11 protein-coding genes are annotated in these 15,357 nt (G+C 69.2%); 7 read left to right on the top strand and 4 right to left on the bottom strand.

All coding sequences use genetic code 11. From position 1 onward, the window contains the following. Positions 1-13 precede the first annotated feature (13 nt). Positions 14-1,387: a glutamate--cysteine ligase gene (locus tag JW792_RS01485; RefSeq protein ID WP_135994423.1), complete on the bottom strand. Its 1,374-nt coding sequence runs from the start codon at positions 1,385-1,387 to the stop codon at positions 14-16. A gap of 83 nt (positions 1,388-1,470) precedes the next feature. Beyond that, positions 1,471-2,358 carry a 16S rRNA (uracil(1498)-N(3))-methyltransferase gene (locus JW792_RS01480; protein WP_135994424.1) on the bottom strand — a complete coding sequence of 296 codons (888 nt, stop codon included), beginning with the start codon at positions 2,356-2,358 and terminating at the stop codon, positions 1,471-1,473. A gap of 87 nt (positions 2,359-2,445) precedes the next feature. On the opposite strand from JW792_RS01480, the gene JW792_RS01475 reads away from it, so the two are divergent. Beyond that, positions 2,446-3,807 (top strand): NAD-dependent succinate-semialdehyde dehydrogenase, encoded by a 1,362-nt coding sequence (locus tag JW792_RS01475; RefSeq protein WP_135994425.1) that lies wholly within the window; start codon positions 2,446-2,448, stop codon positions 3,805-3,807. A 59-nt stretch (positions 3,808-3,866) separates the two neighbouring features. Next, on the top strand, positions 3,867-4,796 hold the full coding sequence (gene ubiA, locus JW792_RS01470) for a 4-hydroxybenzoate octaprenyltransferase (protein WP_135994426.1): 930 nt from the start codon (positions 3,867-3,869) through the stop codon (positions 4,794-4,796). Here the strand turns inward: ubiA and JW792_RS01465 are convergent. Then, on the bottom strand, positions 4,793-7,300 hold the full coding sequence (locus tag JW792_RS01465; protein ID WP_135994427.1) for a ligase-associated DNA damage response DEXH box helicase: 2,508 nt from the start codon (positions 7,298-7,300) through the stop codon (positions 4,793-4,795). The genes ubiA and JW792_RS01465 overlap by 4 nt on opposite strands. Positions 7,301-7,386: 86 nt before the next feature. On the opposite strand from JW792_RS01465, the gene JW792_RS01460 reads away from it, so the two are divergent. The 4 genes from JW792_RS01460 (at position 7,387) to JW792_RS01445 (ending at position 12,729) form a co-directional block, all read left to right on the top strand. Then, positions 7,387-9,612 (top strand): prolyl oligopeptidase family serine peptidase, encoded by a 2,226-nt coding sequence (locus JW792_RS01460; RefSeq protein ID WP_135994428.1) that lies wholly within the window; start codon positions 7,387-7,389, stop codon positions 9,610-9,612. Positions 9,613-9,684: 72 nt separating this feature from the next. Then, positions 9,685-10,668, top strand: coding sequence for a hypothetical protein (locus JW792_RS01455; RefSeq protein ID WP_135994429.1), 984 nt, complete (start codon positions 9,685-9,687; stop codon positions 10,666-10,668). Between the two features lie 89 nt (positions 10,669-10,757). Beyond that, positions 10,758-11,654, top strand: a complete 897-nt coding sequence (locus JW792_RS01450) for a carbonic anhydrase (RefSeq protein ID WP_241095028.1) — start codon at positions 10,758-10,760, stop codon at positions 11,652-11,654. A 55-nt stretch (positions 11,655-11,709) separates the two neighbouring features. Then, on the top strand, positions 11,710-12,729 hold the full coding sequence (locus JW792_RS01445) for a ligase-associated DNA damage response exonuclease (RefSeq protein ID WP_135994430.1): 1,020 nt from the start codon (positions 11,710-11,712) through the stop codon (positions 12,727-12,729). Positions 12,730-12,732: 3 nt separating this feature from the next. Here the strand turns inward: JW792_RS01445 and JW792_RS01440 are convergent, their stop codons facing one another. Continuing rightward, complete coding sequence (locus JW792_RS01440; RefSeq protein WP_135994431.1) at positions 12,733-14,310, bottom strand: bifunctional AfsR/SARP family transcriptional regulator/alpha/beta hydrolase; 1,578 nt, start codon at positions 14,308-14,310, stop codon at positions 12,733-12,735. Positions 14,311-14,445: 135 nt separating this feature from the next. On the opposite strand from JW792_RS01440, the gene JW792_RS01435 reads away from it, so the two are divergent. Beyond that, the gene (locus JW792_RS01435; protein ID WP_135994432.1) at positions 14,446-15,300 is read left to right on the top strand and encodes a sterol desaturase family protein; all 855 of its coding nucleotides are present in this window, start codon (positions 14,446-14,448) and stop codon (positions 15,298-15,300) included. Positions 15,301-15,357 lie beyond the last annotated feature (57 nt).

The following is a 15,357-nucleotide window of genomic DNA, read 5'->3' as shown; positions in this document are numbered from 1 at the left end:
CGCCGGAAAGCCCCTAATACGCGCACGCCTCGAACACCGGCTCCACGCTCTCGTTCCATTCGCCGTAATACCGCTCCAGCAGGACGTCGGCGGGGGACTTGCCGCTTCTGGCGATGTCGAAGAGGTCGTCGAGGAAGAGGGCTTCGTGCTCGCCGTGGGCGTTGAGCCTGCCGCGGCGCTTCAGCCCCTCGCGGGCGATGTCGAGGACCTTCAGGGCGATGTCCTGCACCTTGCCGCCGCGGAATTCGGCCTGCAGGGCGCGCTTCGCGGTGTCCTTCCTGAGGGCGGCGCGTTCCTCGGGCGTCCAGTCCTTCACCAGGTCCCAGGCGGCATCGAGCGCGGCGTCGTCGTAAAGGAGGCCGACCCACAGGGCGGGCAGCGCGCACAGGCGCTTCCACGGGCCGCCGTCGGCGCCGCGCTGTTCCAGGAAGGTCTTCAGGCGCACCTCGGGGAAGAGGGTGGAGAGATGGTCCTCCCAGTCCTCGACCGTGGGAATGACGCCGGGCAGCGCGGGCAGCTCGCCCTTCAGGAAGTCGCGGAAGCTCTGGCCGGCCGCATTGATGAAGCGGCCCTTGCGCTTGACGAAATACATCGGCGCGTCGAGGGCCCAGTCGACATAGTGCTCGTAGCCGAAGCCCTCCTCGAACACGAAGGGCAGCTGGCCGGTGCGCGCGGCGTCGGTGTCGGTCCACACATGGGCGCGGTAGGAGCGCCAGCCATGCACGCCGCCGTCCTTGAAGGGAGAGTTGGCGAAGAGCGCGGTCGCGACGGGCTGCAAGGCGAGGGAGACGCGGAACTTCTTCGCCATGTCGGCTTCGGAGGAGAAATCCAGATTGGTCTGCACCGTGCAGGAGCGGAACATCATCTGGCGCCCGAGCGTGCCGACCCTGGCCATGTAGTCGCGCATGATCTCGTAGCGCGCCTTGGGCATCATCGGGGTCTCTTCCAGCGACCATTTCGGCGAGAAGCCGAGCCCCAGGAAGCCCGCGCCGATCTCGTCGGCGACGGTCCTCACCTCGCGCAGGTGCAGGTTCACCTCCGCGCAGGTCTGGTGCAGGGTTTCCAGCGGCGCGCCGGACAGCTCGAACTGGCCGCCCGGTTCCAGCGTGATGGACCCGCCGTCGCGCTTCAGCGCGATGACGAGGCCGTTCTCGAAGATCGGCTCCCAGCCGAAGCGGGTGAGCCCCTCGAGCATCTTCTTCACGCTGGGCCCGTCGCCGTCATAGGGCAGCGGGCGATGGCCTTCGAGCGTGAAGCCGAACTTCTCGTGCTCGGTGCCGATGCGCCAGGCCTCGCGCGGCTTCTCGCCCTTCGCGAGCGCCGCGATCAGATCGGCCTTGGACTGGATCGGGGCGCCCTCGCCGCCTGCGGTATAGGTGCCGCTCATGAATTGCCCCGCGTTTCGAGCGCCTTGACTGGCCGCACAGGTATGCTGCGATTGGCCCTACCGCAAGCGCGGGCTTCGCCCAATCACAGGCTCGTGTTCCAGTCGCCCAGCACCGCCTGCCACAGGGCGAGCGCCGCGGCGGCCGCGGTGTCGGCCCGCAGGATGCGCGGACCCAGGGTGACGGGGATGCAGAAGGGCTTGGAGCGCAGCAGCTCGCGCTCGCCCGGATCGAACCCGCCTTCGGGGCCGATGAGGATGGCCCAGCGCTGTTGCCCTCCCCCGCCTGAGGACGTGGCCCGAAGGGCCGAAGGGGGCGCTGCAGCGTTGTCCGCACCCTCCGTCACGGCCTGCGGCCGCGACAGCTCCCCGGCAAGCGGGGGAGCATATCGATGCTCCTGCAGCACCTCGAGCATCGGCCGGGCGCGCCCCTCCTGCCCGCCCCAGGGCTTTTCGCCCTCCTCGCCGGCCTCGTCGCAGAAAACGAGCTTGCGGTTCGTGTCCCAGCCGTCGAGCAGGCGGTCGAGCGCGACCGGCTCGCCGATTGCCGGCAGATCGAGGCGCTCGGTCTGCTCGGCGGCCTCCTTCGCGTTGGCGGCGAGGCGGTCGGTGCGCACCGTCTCCGCGATCGTGCGGCGCGTCATCACCGCGGTGATGGAGGCCGCGCCGAGCTCGGTCGCCTTTTCCACGATGAAATCGGTACGCGCGCGCTTCACGGGGGCGAAATAGAGGGCGAGGTCGGGCACGCTCGCCTGCTCGCGCAGCTGCTTCTCGACGCCCAGCACCGCCGACTTGCGCGAGGCCTGGCTCACCACGGCGCGCCACTCCCCGTCGCGCCCGTTGAACAGGCGCACGCCCGCCCCCTCGCCGCGGCGCATCACGGTCACGAGATAGTGAGCGGCCTCCTTGCCGAGCGCGATCTCGGCGCCTTGGGACAGGGGCTCGTCGATGTACAGTCTCGGTTCGACACTCATGGCTCTCCTCTAGCCGCTTCGCGCGCGCCGGGAAACCGTGCGGGGCGGGCGGCGTTGGAACGGGGCAGAGCCAAGCGGAGGCGCACCATGGCATTTCGATCGATCAACCCGGCGACCGGCGAGGTCTTCAAGACCTTTGACGGCCATGACGACACCGATGTGGAGAACGCGCTCGAGCGCGCCACGGCGGCGGTGGGAACGCTGCACCGGCTTGGCTTCGAGGGCCGGGCGCAGCGCATGCGGCGCGCGGCGGAGATCCTGGAAAGCGAGGCGGACGACCTCGCCGCCCTGATGACGCAGGAGATGGGCAAGCCCGTCGCCCAGGCGAAGGCGGAGGCGGAGAAATGCGCCTGGGTGTGCCGCTACTATGCCGACAACGCCGCCGACTTCCTCAAGGACGAGGCCAAGGGGGCGCAGGAGAAGGGCAAGAGCTTCGTGCGCTACATCCCGCTCGGGCCCATCTTCGCGATCATGCCGTGGAACTTCCCGTTCTGGCAGGTCTTCCGCTTCGCCGCGCCGAATCTGATGGCGGGCAATCCGGGCCTGCTGAAGCATTCCTCCAACGTGCCGGGGTGCGCGAAGCGAATAGAGGACATCTTTCTGCGCGCCGGCTTCGAGACCGGCAGCTTCCGCAGCCTTCTGGTGGACTCCGCCAAGGCCGGCGAGATCATCGCCGACGCCCGGGTCAAGGGCGTGACGCTGACCGGCTCGGAAGGCGCGGGCCGCGCCGTCGGCAAGCAGGCCGGCGCGGCGCTGAAGCCCCACGTGCTGGAGCTCGGCGGCTCGGACGCCTTCGTCGTCATGCCGAGCGCCGATCTCGACGAGGCGGTGAAGACCGGCGTGTTCGCGCGCATCCAGAACAACGGCCAGTCCTGCATCGCGGCCAAGCGCTTCATCGTCCATGCCGACATCTACGAGGACTTTCGCGACCGCTTCGTGGAGGAGCTCGAGCGCAAGAGGGTCGGCGACCCGATGGAGGCGGACACCGATATCGGCCCGCTCGTCGACGAGGCCGCCGCCAAAGGCCTGCACGAACAGGTCAGGAAGACGATCGATGCCGGCGCGCGCGAGGTGCTCAAGGGCCGCAAGGGCGAAGGCGCCTGGTTCAGCCCCGGCGTGCTGGAGGACATCCCCGAGGACAGCCCCGGCTACCGCGATGAGCTGTTCGGGCCGGTCGCGCTCTTCTTCAGGGTCAGCGATCTCGACGCGGCGATAAACCTCGCCAACGATCACAAGTACGGGCTCGGCTCGTCCTTCTGGTCCACCGACGAGGACGAGATCACCGAAGCGGTCAACCGCATCGAGGCCGGCTCGACATACGTCAACCAGATGGTCGCGAGCGATCCGCGCCTGCCCTTCGGCGGGGTGAAGGCGTCCGGCCACGGGCGGGAGCTGGCCCGCGAGGGCATACTGGAGTTCGTCAACAGAAAGACCGTGGCGGTGAAGTAGGCCTGCCGCGACCGCCCTCTCCGCTTCCCACCCCGCACGCCCTGCGCTAACACCGGCCCATGAGCCGAGCCGAAGACCGACGCGTCGCCGACAGCCTGCCGACGAGCTGGGTGGACCGGGCCCCGAAGCCGGTCCGGCCCTATCTGCGCCTGGCGCGCTACGACCGCCCGGTGGGCTTCTGGCTGCTGGCGATTCCCTGCTTCCAGGGCCTCGCGCTGGCCCGCGTGGACACGGGATTTCAGCCGGCCGATCTCTGGTATCTCTTCCTGTTCGCGCTCGGCGCCATAGCGATGCGCGGGGCGGGCTGCACCTATAACGACATCGTCGACCGCGATCTCGACGCGCAGGTGGCGCGCACCGCCGACCGCCCGCTCGCGGCGGGTACGGTCAGTGTGCGGCAGGCCTGGGCCTTCCTCGTCGCGCAGAGCCTCGTCGGGCTGTTCGTTCTGGTCCAGCTGCCCCCGGTCGCGATCCTCACCGGGCTCGGCGCGCTGGCGCTGGTGGCGGCCTATCCCTTCATGAAGCGCATCACCTGGTGGCCGCAGGCCTGGCTGGGGCTGACCTTCAACTGGGGGATACTCGTGGCCTTCGCCACGGCCGCGCACGGCTTCGCGCCGGAAGCGTTCCTGCTCTATGCCTCGGCCTTCTTCTGGACCATCGGCTACGACACGATCTATGCCTGCCAGGACATCGAGGACGATGCCCTGGTCGGCGTGAAGTCCTCCGCGCGCGCACTCGGAGAGCGCATCCTTCCAGGGCTCTGGGTGTTCTACGCGCTGTCCGCCATGCTCGCCGCGGCAGCCGCGGTCGTGGCGGGCGCGGCGCTGATCTTCGCGCCGGTCTTCGCGCTCTACGCGGCCCACCTGTTCGGCCAGCTGATGCGGGTGCGGCTGAAGGACGGGGCATCCTGCCTTGCCGTCTTCAAGTCGAACCGCACGACGGGGCTGTTGCTGGCCCTCGCCTTCGCCGCGGCGGCGGCCGTCTCCTAAGCCATCGCCTCGGCGGCGAGATCGCCCGCGGCGTCCTCGAGGACCGCATCCTGCGCCTCGCCATGGACCGGTTCGCGCCCGATCTCGAGCATGACCGGAACGGCGAGCGGGGAGATCCGGTCGAGCGCCATGTGATCGATCCGGCCGGCAAAACGCGCCAGCGCGGCGGACAGCCGGCGGATGTCGAGAAGCCCGGAGCCCGCGTCCTCCCAGGCCGCCTGCAAGAGGATGTGATCGGGCTCGTGCTCCCGGAGGACGTTGTAGATGAGGTCTGCGGAGAAGGTGACCTGGCGCCCGGTCTTCTCGCTGCCCGGGAAGCGGCGCTCGATGAGCCCGGAAATCACCGCGCAGGTGCGGAAGGTGCGCGCCATCAGCGCGCTCTCGGCGAGCCAGGCGTCGAGATCGTCGCCGAGCATGTCCTGCGCGAAGAGTTCGGCCATGTCGGCTTTCGACAGATCCTCCAGCGCCCAGACCGAGAGCGCGTACTCGTTCGCCACAAAGCCCATCGGCTTGAAGCCGGCGCGCTCGAGCCTTCTCGTCAGCAGCATGCCGAGCGTCTGGTGGGCGAGCCGGCCCTCGAAGGGATAGCAGACGAGATAGTGCCGGTTTCCGCGCGGGAAGGTCTCCACCAGGAGCCGGTCGGGCGCGGGCAGGATGGAGCGCTGGCGCTGGATCTCCAGCCATTCGCGGATCTGGCCGGGAAGGCGGTGCCAGCTCTGCGGATCGTGGACGAGATCGCGCACGCGCGCGGCGAGATAGGTGGAGAGCGGGAACTTGCCGCCCTGCCAGCTCGGGATCTTCGGGGCCTCGGCAGCCGAGCGGCTGACCAGGCAATCGGTCGCCGTCACGCCCTCGAAGCGCAGCATCTGGCCGGCGAAGACGAAGGTGTCGCCGGGGCTGAGCTGGTCGGCGAACCATTCCTCGACCTGGCCGAGCAGCTTGCCGCCGCGGGTGTGGGGGGAGGAAGGAGCGCTGCGCTCCCCGCCCCTCACCAGCCTCACATTCAGCATCGGGCTTTCCACGATGGCACCGATATTGAGGCGGTGGCGCTGGGCGACATCGCGGTTGCGCGCGCGGTAGCGCCCGTCGGCCTTCGATCGGACGAGCCGGCGGAAGCGGTCGTACGTGCCCAGCGCATAGCCGCCCGAGGCGACGAATTCGAGCACCCGGTCGAAGGTCTCGCGGGGAAGGTGGGCATAGGGCGCGGCGGCGGTGACTTCCTCGAACAGCTCGTCGGCCAGGAAGGGATCGCCGCAGCCGCGGCCCATCACGTGCTGGGCGAGCACGTCGAGCGCCCCGGCGCGCAAGGGCTCGCCGTCGAGCGCGTTCTCCGCCACCGCCTCCTTGGCGGCCGTGCATTCGAGATGCTCGAAGCGGTTGGTGGGCACCAGAATGGCCTTCGAGGGCTCGTCGAGGCGGTGATTGGCGCGTCCCAGGCGCTGGATCAGGCGGGCCGAGCCCTTCGGCGCGCCCATCTGCAGGACGAGATCGACATCGCCCCAGTCGATGCCGAGATCGAGCGTGGAGGTGCACACCACGGCCTTGAGAACGCCCGCCGCCATGGCGCTTTCCACCTTGCGGCGCTGCTCCACCGAGAGCGAGCCGTGATGCAGCGCGATCGGCAGGTTGTCGTCATTGATCGACCAGAGGAGCTGGAAGACCATTTCCGCCTGGGAGCGCGTGTTGACGAAGATCAGGGAGAGCTTCGCGCGTTTGATTTCCTCGTAGACGGCGGCGATCGCGTGCCTGCCCGAATGGCCGGCCCAGGGGATGCGGTCCTGCGGCGTGAGGATCGTCACCTCCGGGCGCGCCCCGCCCTCGCCCCGAACCACGGTGGCAAAACGGGCATCCTCGCCGGCCTGGCGCGCGAGCCAGCGGGCATGGCCCTCGACATCCTTGACCGTGGCCGACAGGCCGATGCGCCGGGCCTGCGGCGCGTACCTGCCGATCGCGGCAAGTCCCAGCGCCAGGAGGTCGCCGCGCTTGCTCGGCGCCAGCGCATGGACCTCGTCGACGATGACGGCCTTCAGATCCCCGAAGAAGGCTTGCGCATTCTCCTGCGCGCAGAACAGGGCGATCTGCTCGGGCGTGGTCAGCAGGATGTCCGGCGGCCTCTGACGCTGGCGGGTGCGCTTGGAGGCGGGTGTGTCGCCGGTGCGCGTCTCGATCCTGAGATCGAGACCCATCTCGGCGACCGGCGTCATCAGGTTGCGCGCGACGTCCTGGGACAGGGCCTTGAGCGGGGAGACATAGAGCGTATGCAGCCTGTGCTCGCGGTCCTTGCCCTCCCGCTGCGCGATGCCGGCCAGCTCCACGAGGCTCGGCAGGAAGCCGCCGAGCGTCTTGCCCCCGCCGGTCGGCGCGATCAGGAGCGCATCCTCGCCGCGCCCTGCCGCGGCAACCATCTCCAGCTGGTGCGCGCGCGGGCGCCAGCCGCGCGAAGCGAACCAGCGCTCGAAGCGCTCGGGCAGGGCTGGCGGGGCGGACGCGTCGGGCATGGCCATAGAGATAAGGCCTACCTTCACTTATCGACAGAGGCGTTTGTGATCCCTAACTTCCCGGCAAATCTTCAAGAACCGGGGAGTGACCCATGCGACTGATCCTGATGAGTGCCGTCTCCGCCCTTGCGCTGTCGGCCTGCGGCGAGCCCGCGGGCGAGGCGCCGCAGGAGGAGACGGGCGCGGCCGAGACGGTCGGCGAGACCGCCCTCACCTATCCCGAGACCCCGACCGTGGACGTCGCCGACATCTACGAATCCGCCGCCGAGGGCGAGGTCGCGGTCGCCGATCCCTATCGCTGGCTGGAAGCCGATGTGCGCCAGAGCGAGGAGGTGCGCGCATGGGTCGAGGCGCAGAACGCGGTCACCTTCTCCTATCTCGACACCCTGCCCGGGCGCGAGGCGATTTCCGAGCGGCTCACCGAGCTCTACGACTACGAGCGCTTCTCCCTGCCGGAGAAGGAGGGGGGCAGGTATTTCTTCTCGCGCAATGACGGGCTGCAGGACCAGTCGGTCTATTACGTCCAGGACGAGGCCGGCGCCGAACCGCGCATGCTGCTCGATCCCAATACCTGGTCGGAAGACGGCACGGTCGCGCTCGCCGGCACCTGGCCGAGTCCGGACGGGCGTTACGTCGCCTACCAGGTCCAGGACGGCGGCTCGGACTGGCGCACGATCCGCGTCGTCGATGTCGAGACCGGCGAGCAGCTCGGCGACGAGATCGAGTGGGTGAAGTTCTCCGGCGTGTCCTGGGCGAAGGACGGATCGGGCTTCTACTATTCGCGCTATCCCGAGCCGGAGGCGGGCGAGGAGTTCACCTCGCTCAACCTCGACCAGGCCGCCTATTTCCACACGCTCGGCACCGGCCAGGGCGAGGACCGGCTGATCATCTCCAACCCGGAGAGCCCGGAAGTCGGCTGGCGCGTCGGCGAGACCAATGACGGCAACTATCTCGTCATCTATTCGAGCAAGGGCACGGACGGCAACGGCGTCCGGATCCTCGACCTGTCGCAGCCCGAGGCCGAGCCGGTCGTGATCTTCGACGGCTTCGCCAACAACCATTCCTATGTCGGCAATGACGGGGAGAGCTTCCTGTTCTTCACCGATCTCGATGCGCCCAACGGGCGCGTGGTGCGTGTCGACCTCTCCGACCCGGCAACGCTCACCGACGTGATCGCCGAAGGCGAGGCGCCGATCCAGGGAGTCTCCTTTGTAGGCGGCCACCTCGTCGTGGAGCGCCTGGAGGACGTGAAGTCGGCGGTCTCGGTCTACACCCCGCAGGGCGAGTTCGTGCGCGAGGTCGAGCTTCCGGGCATCGGAACCGCGAGCGGCTTCTCCGGCGAGCCGGACGATGCGGAAACCTTCTACGCCTTCACCAGCTTCAACCGGCCGACCACCATCTACCGCTACGACGTGGAGACCGGGCAGAGCGAGGTCTTCCGCGAGCCGGAGCTGACCTTCAATCCGGACGACTACGTCGTCAGCCAGGTCTTCTACGAGAGCACGGGCGGGGTCGAGGTGCCGATGTTCATCGTGCACCACCGGGACGTCACGCCGGACGGCAGCCAGCCGACCCTGCTTTATGGCTATGGCGGGTTCGCGATCTCGCTCACCCCGAACTTCTCGGTCTCCAACCTGCAATGGATGGAGATGGGCGGCGTCTATGCCATGGCGAACCTGCGCGGCGGTACCGAGTACGGGCGCGACTGGCACGATGCCGGGCGCCTGTTCAACAAGCAGAACGTGTTCGACGACTTCATCAACGCCGCCGAGGAGCTGATCGATCTCGGCTGGACGAGCCCGGACAATCTCGCCGTCTACGGCCGCTCCAATGGCGGGCTGCTCGTCGGTGCGGTCGTCAACCAGCGCCCCGAGCTGTTCGCCGCGGCGCTTCCGGCCGTCGGCGTGATGGACATGCTGCGCTTCAACCAGTTCACCGCCGGGCGCTTCTGGGTGGACGATTACGGCAGCCCGCAGGATCCGGAGATGTTCGACTATCTGCGGCTCTACTCGCCCTATCACAATATCGAGGAGGGCGCGGACTATCCGGCGGTTCTGGTGACCACGGCCGATACCGACGACCGGGTCGTGCCGGGCCATTCCTTCAAGTACATCGCCGCGCTGCAGGCCGCCGAGACAGGGGACGACCCCGCCCTCATCCGCATCGAGACGCGGGCCGGGCACGGCGCGGGCACGCCCGTCTCCAAGATCATCGAGGAGACTGCCGACAGGTGGGCCTTCATCGCCCGTCACACCGGACTGGATCTGTCCGCCTACGGCGCAGAGGAGAGCGAGGCCGGTTCGGGCGCCGCACACTAAGGCCCGGGCGAGGCCATGCCAGGAAGGAGGGCGGACCGGCACGGGCTGCCCTCCACTTGCCGGGGGAGAGACATGAGCGAAACCCTTTCCCGCTTCTTCGCCCTCGAGGAGGCGCTGCGCGCGAACCGCCCGCGGCCCGACCGGACCGGTGCGCCCTTCGCCGCCGCGGCCCTGCTCGCCGGAGAGGGCGAGCCCGAAGCGCTCGCGAGCGGCACGCGCTCGGCCCATGCGAGCCTGGAGGCCGGGCTGGAGGCCGGGCTGAAGGCCAGCTGGTTGGTCGCGTCCGCCCCCACGGGCAATCTGCGCTGGGTCTACGCCGCGCTGCTCGCCGCGAACGGTGTGCAGGCCGAGCGCTTCCTCGACGTGCGCAACCGGCTGCGCGAGCAGGCGAAACGGGAGGATGGGCCAGGCCTTCATGCCGGCGGCGCGCGCGCCGCGCTCGTGCTTTGCCTGACCGGGGAGCCATCGAGCTATACGCTGCGCCGCTTCTTCGAGCTGAAGCGGTCCCTCACCCCGCCCTGGTGGCGCCGCGACAATGCGGTGACCGACACCTTCGCCGCCGCGCACGCGGCCAGGGACGAGGCGCCGGAGACGGTGGCACGGGCCCGCGACCTCGCCCTCGCGGTCTTCGAGAGCGACCGTCGGGCGAAGGCCCACAGGCGCGAAGGCGCGCGCTTGTGCGCCCTCCTCGAGCGCGATCCGCGCGAGGTGCTTGCCCGCTTCGGGAAGCTGGAGGCCGCGCGCAGGGGCTCGAGATATCTCAGGCACCGCAGCGATGCGGCGCTTGCCATGCAGTGGGCGGCGCAAGGGCTCGCCGCCGAGGACCTCTCCGCCATCGAGGCGATCATGCGGGAGCTGCCGAAACACATGACGAGCGCGGGCCACGCCAGGGCGCGCCTGGCCCAGCTGATCCACACCGGGGGCGGCAGGGACGTGCCGGCAGGAAGCGTCAGCGCGCTGTCCGCCGTGATCGCCGCACAGGCCGCCGCCATCGCCGCAGTCGTCGCCAGCAGCACGGCCGCGACGACCGCGGCCACCACCGCTGCAGGAAGCTGAGGAACGAATTCGGCGCTTTCAGGCTTGACCCCGCAAGCGGGCGACCAATCTTTGGCTCGCATTCGTTCACCGCAGCGGGAGACATGACCATGCGCATGATGCTGACCCTTTCCGCCAGCCTTGCCGTGCTGGCCGCCTGTGCCCCCGAAACCGAACAGCCGGCGCAAGAGCCGGCCGAAGAGGCCGCACCCGAGCAAGCCTCCGAAGCGGCCCCGGAAGATGCCACGCCCGGCGACGTGATGGCCGGGGACGCCGAGCCGGTCGAGGCCGAGGGCGACACCATGGCCGAGGAGAGGGCGGCGCCGGCCTGGGGCTATGAGGGCGAGCTCGCCCCGGCGAACTGGGACGATCTCAGCGAGGCCTGGGCCGTGTGCGAGACCGGCACCGAGCAGTCCCCGATCGATCTTGCCGGCATGGAGGGCGGCGAGGCCGTCACACCGGTGCTCGACTGGACCGTGGCGGAGGCCGCCGACATCGTCGACAACGGCCACACCATCCAGGCCAACCTGACCAATGCCGGCTCGCTGACGCTGGACGGCACCGAGTACGAGCTCGTCCAGTTCCACTTCCATGCCGAAAGCGAGCACACGGTGGAGGGCGAGCAATACCCGCTCGAGGTCCATTTCGTGCACGCCAGCGAGGACGGCCGGCTCGCCGTCGTCGGCGTGTTCTTCGAGGAGGGCGAGGCCGAGCCCGGTCTTGATCCGGTGTGGAACAACCTGCCGCAGGCGCAGGGCCATATCCCGGTCGGCACGATCGTCGATCCGGCCGAATTCCTGCCCGAGGATCTCACCGCCTGGCGCTATCCCGGCTCGCTGACGACGCCGCCCTGCTCGGAAGGTGTCGCCTGGACGGTGCTCCAGACCCCGATCACCGCCTCGGCCGAGCAGATCGCGGCCTATACTGCGCGCTACGACAACAATTACCGCCCGGTCCAGCCGCTCGGCGATCGCACGGTGACTGTGGGCGATGTGACGCTGGAGTAGATCTTGCTGATGGAGACGGATGGCACGCGCGCGGCGCCATCCTATCTCCTGTTCCATGATCCGACCCGAACGGCTGCTGCGCGAGACGCACGAAGGGCTCTTCTGCGAGCCGGGCGGATTCTTCATCGATCCGATGCGTCCCGCCGACCGGGCCGTGATCACGCACGGCCATGCCGATCACGCGCGTGCCGGTCATGCGCGCGTCGCCGCGACGCCGGAAACGCTTGCGATCATGGCCGCGCGCTATGGCGATGACTTCTGCGGAGCCCGCGCGCCGCTGAAATACGGCGAGCGCACGAAGATCGGCGAGGTCGAGGTGAGCCTGCACCCGGCCGGCCACGTGCTCGGCTCCGCGCAGGTCCTGCTCGAATGGAAGGGGCTGAGGATCGTCGTCTCGGGCGACTACAAGCGCCGGCGCGATCCGACCTGCGCGCGCTTCGAGGTCGTTCCCGCCCATGTCTTCGTGTCGGAAGCCACCTTCGCCCTTCCCGTCTTCCGCCATCCCGAGGATGGCCAGGAGATCGCCAAGCTGCTCGCGAGCGTCGCGCGCTTTCCCCAGCGCACGCACCTGGTCGGCGCCTATGCGCTGGGCAAGGCGCAGCGCGTGATCTGCCTCATCCGCGAGGCGGGCTATCACGAGCCGATCTTCATCCACGGCGCCTTGAAGCAGCTCTGCCAGCTCTACGAGGAGCACGGCGTCGATCTCGGCGAGCTGCGCGACGCGACGGTAAACGATTCCGACGGGAAAAGGACCGATTTCGCCGGCCGGATCGTGATCGGCCCGCCCGCCTCCTTCCAGACCGCGTGGGCGCGCCGCTTCCCCGATCCCGTGATCGCGTTCGCGAGCGGCTGGATGCGCGTGCGCGCCCGAGCGAAACAGCGGGGCGTGGAACTGCCCCTCATCCTGTCCGATCATGCCGACTGGGACGAACTCACGCAGACGGTCAGGGACGTGGACCCGGACGAGCTCTGGATCACCCACGGGCGCGACGACGCCTTCGCGCGCTGGGCGCAGCTGGAGGGCTACAAGGCGAGACCGCTGAGCCTGGCCGGCTACGAGGAGGAAGGGGAGTAGCCCTCACCCGTCCCCGAGAAATTCCCGGATCGCCGCGATGAACTCCGCCGAGGCCGGGTCGCGGCCCAGAAGCAGATGCGCGTCGCTTTCCAGCGGCACGAACTCGGCGCCGGGGATGCGCGCGGCAAGATCGCGGCCGGTCTCGAACGCGATGCGCTGGTCGCCGCGCGAGTGCAGCACCAGCGTCGGCACGCGCACCTCGCCCAGCCGGTGGCGCACGTCGATATCGCCGAAGGCGGACAGGAATCGCACGGCGTTGTCCGGCGAGGTCGTCTGGCGCTGGAACTCGTTGAACCAGGCCAGCTCCTCGGCATTCGCCGAGGGCATGAAGGTGGAGGAGAAGATCTGGCGGTAGGCCGGATTGTCCTGGCCCCAGCCGGTCCGGGTCAGCGTCATCACCGCCTCGCGCGCGGCGATTTCCTCCGCGCTCGCCTCCACCCGCCAGCCCGCGGGATACCCGCCGAACAGGATGAGATGGCTCACCCGGCCGGGATGGCGCACGGCATACTCGATGGAAACCGCCGCCCCCTGCGAGATGCCGAGCAGGGCGAAGCGGTCGAGCCCCAGGGCGTCGACCACCGTCTCGAGATCGGTGACGAAGGCCTCGAAGGAGATGTCCTCGACATCCCAGTCCGACAGGCCGTTGCCGCGCTCGTCATAGCGGATGAAGCGGTGGTCGCGCGCCAGTTCGCGAAAGAGCGGGCTCCAGATCGGCGCGTCCCAGTCGAGTTCGAGATGGTTGAGCCAGTTGGCCGCCTTCACCAGCGGCGGGCCCTCCCCGACCGTGGCGTAGGCGATGCGCGTGCCGTCTCCCGCCGTGCAGAAATGGATGGACTGGCGCCGCAGCAGCCGGCGCGCGGCCGGGCCGGGAGCCTCCGGCGTATCGTCGCCGTCCGGCTCGAAGGCGAGCCCGGCTTCGGCGAAGCGGGCGCGAATCTCGCGCTCGGCCGCCTTCGCCTCCTTGGCGCGTCCCGCTTCGCGCAGGGTGCGGATCAGGAGGCTCGCCGCCTCCGGGTCCAGCGGAGCGGCCTCGCACCAGCGGCGCACCGCGGACAGCCGTCCGGACGGCGTCTGGCGCGGATGCGTCGCCAGGCGCGCCAGCACGCGGACCTCCAGCGCGACGACATCCTCGCGCTCGGCCCTCAGCCAGTTCTCGAACACGGCCTGTTCGGGCAGGTCGAGCCCGTCCAGCAGCGGATCGGCGAGGCGTTGCGCGGCCTGCTGCAGCTCTTCCAGCGCCGGCTCGGGCTGCTCCATCAGCGCGCGGATGCCCGACAGGTCGGTGACGATGTCGCTGGTGTCGAGCGCCACGCGCTCGCGGTCGGACTGCAGACGGACGCGGCACGGATCGTTGACGACGGGGCGCAGCTTGGACAGCGACCAGCGCAGCGCCGCGCGCGGATCGTCGGGCAGGTCCCAGAACATCTCGCACAGCCGGTCGCGGCGGTGCGGCCGCGCGGTGACCAGGAGCAGGCCCAGAAGCGCCCGGGTCTTCTTCGAGCGGGGAAGGGCGATCTCCTCGCCGCGCCGGCGCACGGTGAGTTCCCCCAGAAGATCGACCTCGAGACCGGACTGCGTCATCGAAGGGCGGCCCTCCTTCCAACGAAATTCCCACGCGAATGCGCGATATTACCACGTGCGTTCAAACGCTCGTGCCCACGGCACGTGCGCAAAAGCCCCGTCCTCCCCCAAGAAGAACAAGAGGACGCATAAAAAATGATCTTCAACTGGATTAACGCGCTTATCGTCGCGGGTCTACTCGCGCTGATGGTGCTCGAGACCCTGTTTCCGGCCCGGGAACTGCCCAAGGTCAAGTTCTGGCGCGTACGCGCGCTCGCCATGACCGCGCTGTTCTTCGTGCTGGCCGGGTATTCGCCGCTGCTCTGGTACGGCTGGATCGGCCATCTCCAGCTGTTCGACCTGTCCGGCGTGCCGCTCTGGGCCCAGGTCCCGCTCGGCTATCTCGCCCTGCAGGTCATCCAGGCGGCCTGGCACCGCACCCTGCACGCCTCGGACACGCTGTGGCGGCTGTTCCACCAGATGCATCACAGCCAGGAGCGGCTCGACACGTTCGGCGCGCTCTACTTCCACCCGTTCGACGCGGTCGGCTTCACCTTCGTGGCGAGCTTCGCGCTCGTGCTCGTCGGCGTCGACCCGATGGCGGGCGGCATCATCGGCGTGATCGGCGCGTGGCTGGCGATCTTCACCCATACCAACGTGAAGACGCCGCGCTGGCTCGGCTACTTCATCGCCCGGCCGGAAAGCCACGCCCTGCACCATGGCCGGGGCATCCACGCCTACAATTATGCCGAGCTGCCCATCGTCGACATGATGTTCGGCACCTTCCGCAATCCGAAGACGCGCGTGGAGGCGACGGGCTTCTATGACGGGGCGTCGGCGCGGATTGTCGACATGCTGCTGTTCCGCGACGTGTCCAAGCCCAGGGACGAGCGCCCGGCCCAGGCGAGCCCGGAAGCGGGTCATGCCAATGTCGTGGCCGTCATCGTCCAGATGGTGCTGGCGATCGGGACGATCCTCGCCATCGTCGCCGCGTTCGGCTCCCCGGCCTGACGCGGCACGCCTCCGGCCGCCGGGATTCATCCAGCCCCCAGCATCCCGGCGGCCGGA

Origin of the sequence: Marinicauda algicola (genome assembly GCF_017161425.1) — a bacterium.
Lineage (GTDB): Bacteria > Pseudomonadota > Alphaproteobacteria > Caulobacterales > Maricaulaceae > Marinicauda > Marinicauda algicola.
This window is presented reverse-complemented; position numbering and strand designations above follow the sequence as displayed.

Bases quoted from the DNA above. Each gene is read 5' to 3' on its own strand.
- JW792_RS01435 (WP_135994432.1), top strand. From the start codon at position 14,446: ATGATCTTCAACTGGATTAACGCGCTTATCGTCGCGGGTCTACTCGCG.
- ubiA (WP_135994426.1), top strand. From the start codon at position 3,867: ATGAGCCGAGCCGAAGACCGACGCGTCGCCGACAGCCTGCCGACGAGC.
- JW792_RS01455 (WP_135994429.1), top strand. From the start codon at position 9,685: ATGAGCGAAACCCTTTCCCGCTTCTTCGCCCTCGAGGAGGCGCTGCGC.
- JW792_RS01460 (WP_135994428.1), top strand. From the start codon at position 7,387: ATGCGACTGATCCTGATGAGTGCCGTCTCCGCCCTTGCGCTGTCGGCC.
- JW792_RS01440 (WP_135994431.1), bottom strand. From the start codon at position 14,310: ATGACGCAGTCCGGTCTCGAGGTCGATCTTCTGGGGGAACTCACCGTG.
- JW792_RS01480 (WP_135994424.1), bottom strand. From the start codon at position 2,358: ATGAGTGTCGAACCGAGACTGTACATCGACGAGCCCCTGTCCCAAGGC.
- JW792_RS01465 (WP_135994427.1), bottom strand. From the start codon at position 7,300: ATGGCCATGCCCGACGCGTCCGCCCCGCCAGCCCTGCCCGAGCGCTTC.
- JW792_RS01445 (WP_135994430.1), top strand. From the start codon at position 11,710: ATGATCCGACCCGAACGGCTGCTGCGCGAGACGCACGAAGGGCTCTTC.
- JW792_RS01485 (WP_135994423.1), bottom strand. From the start codon at position 1,387: ATGAGCGGCACCTATACCGCAGGCGGCGAGGGCGCCCCGATCCAGTCC.
- JW792_RS01450 (WP_241095028.1), top strand. From the start codon at position 10,758: ATGCGCATGATGCTGACCCTTTCCGCCAGCCTTGCCGTGCTGGCCGCC.
- JW792_RS01475 (WP_135994425.1), top strand. From the start codon at position 2,446: ATGGCATTTCGATCGATCAACCCGGCGACCGGCGAGGTCTTCAAGACC.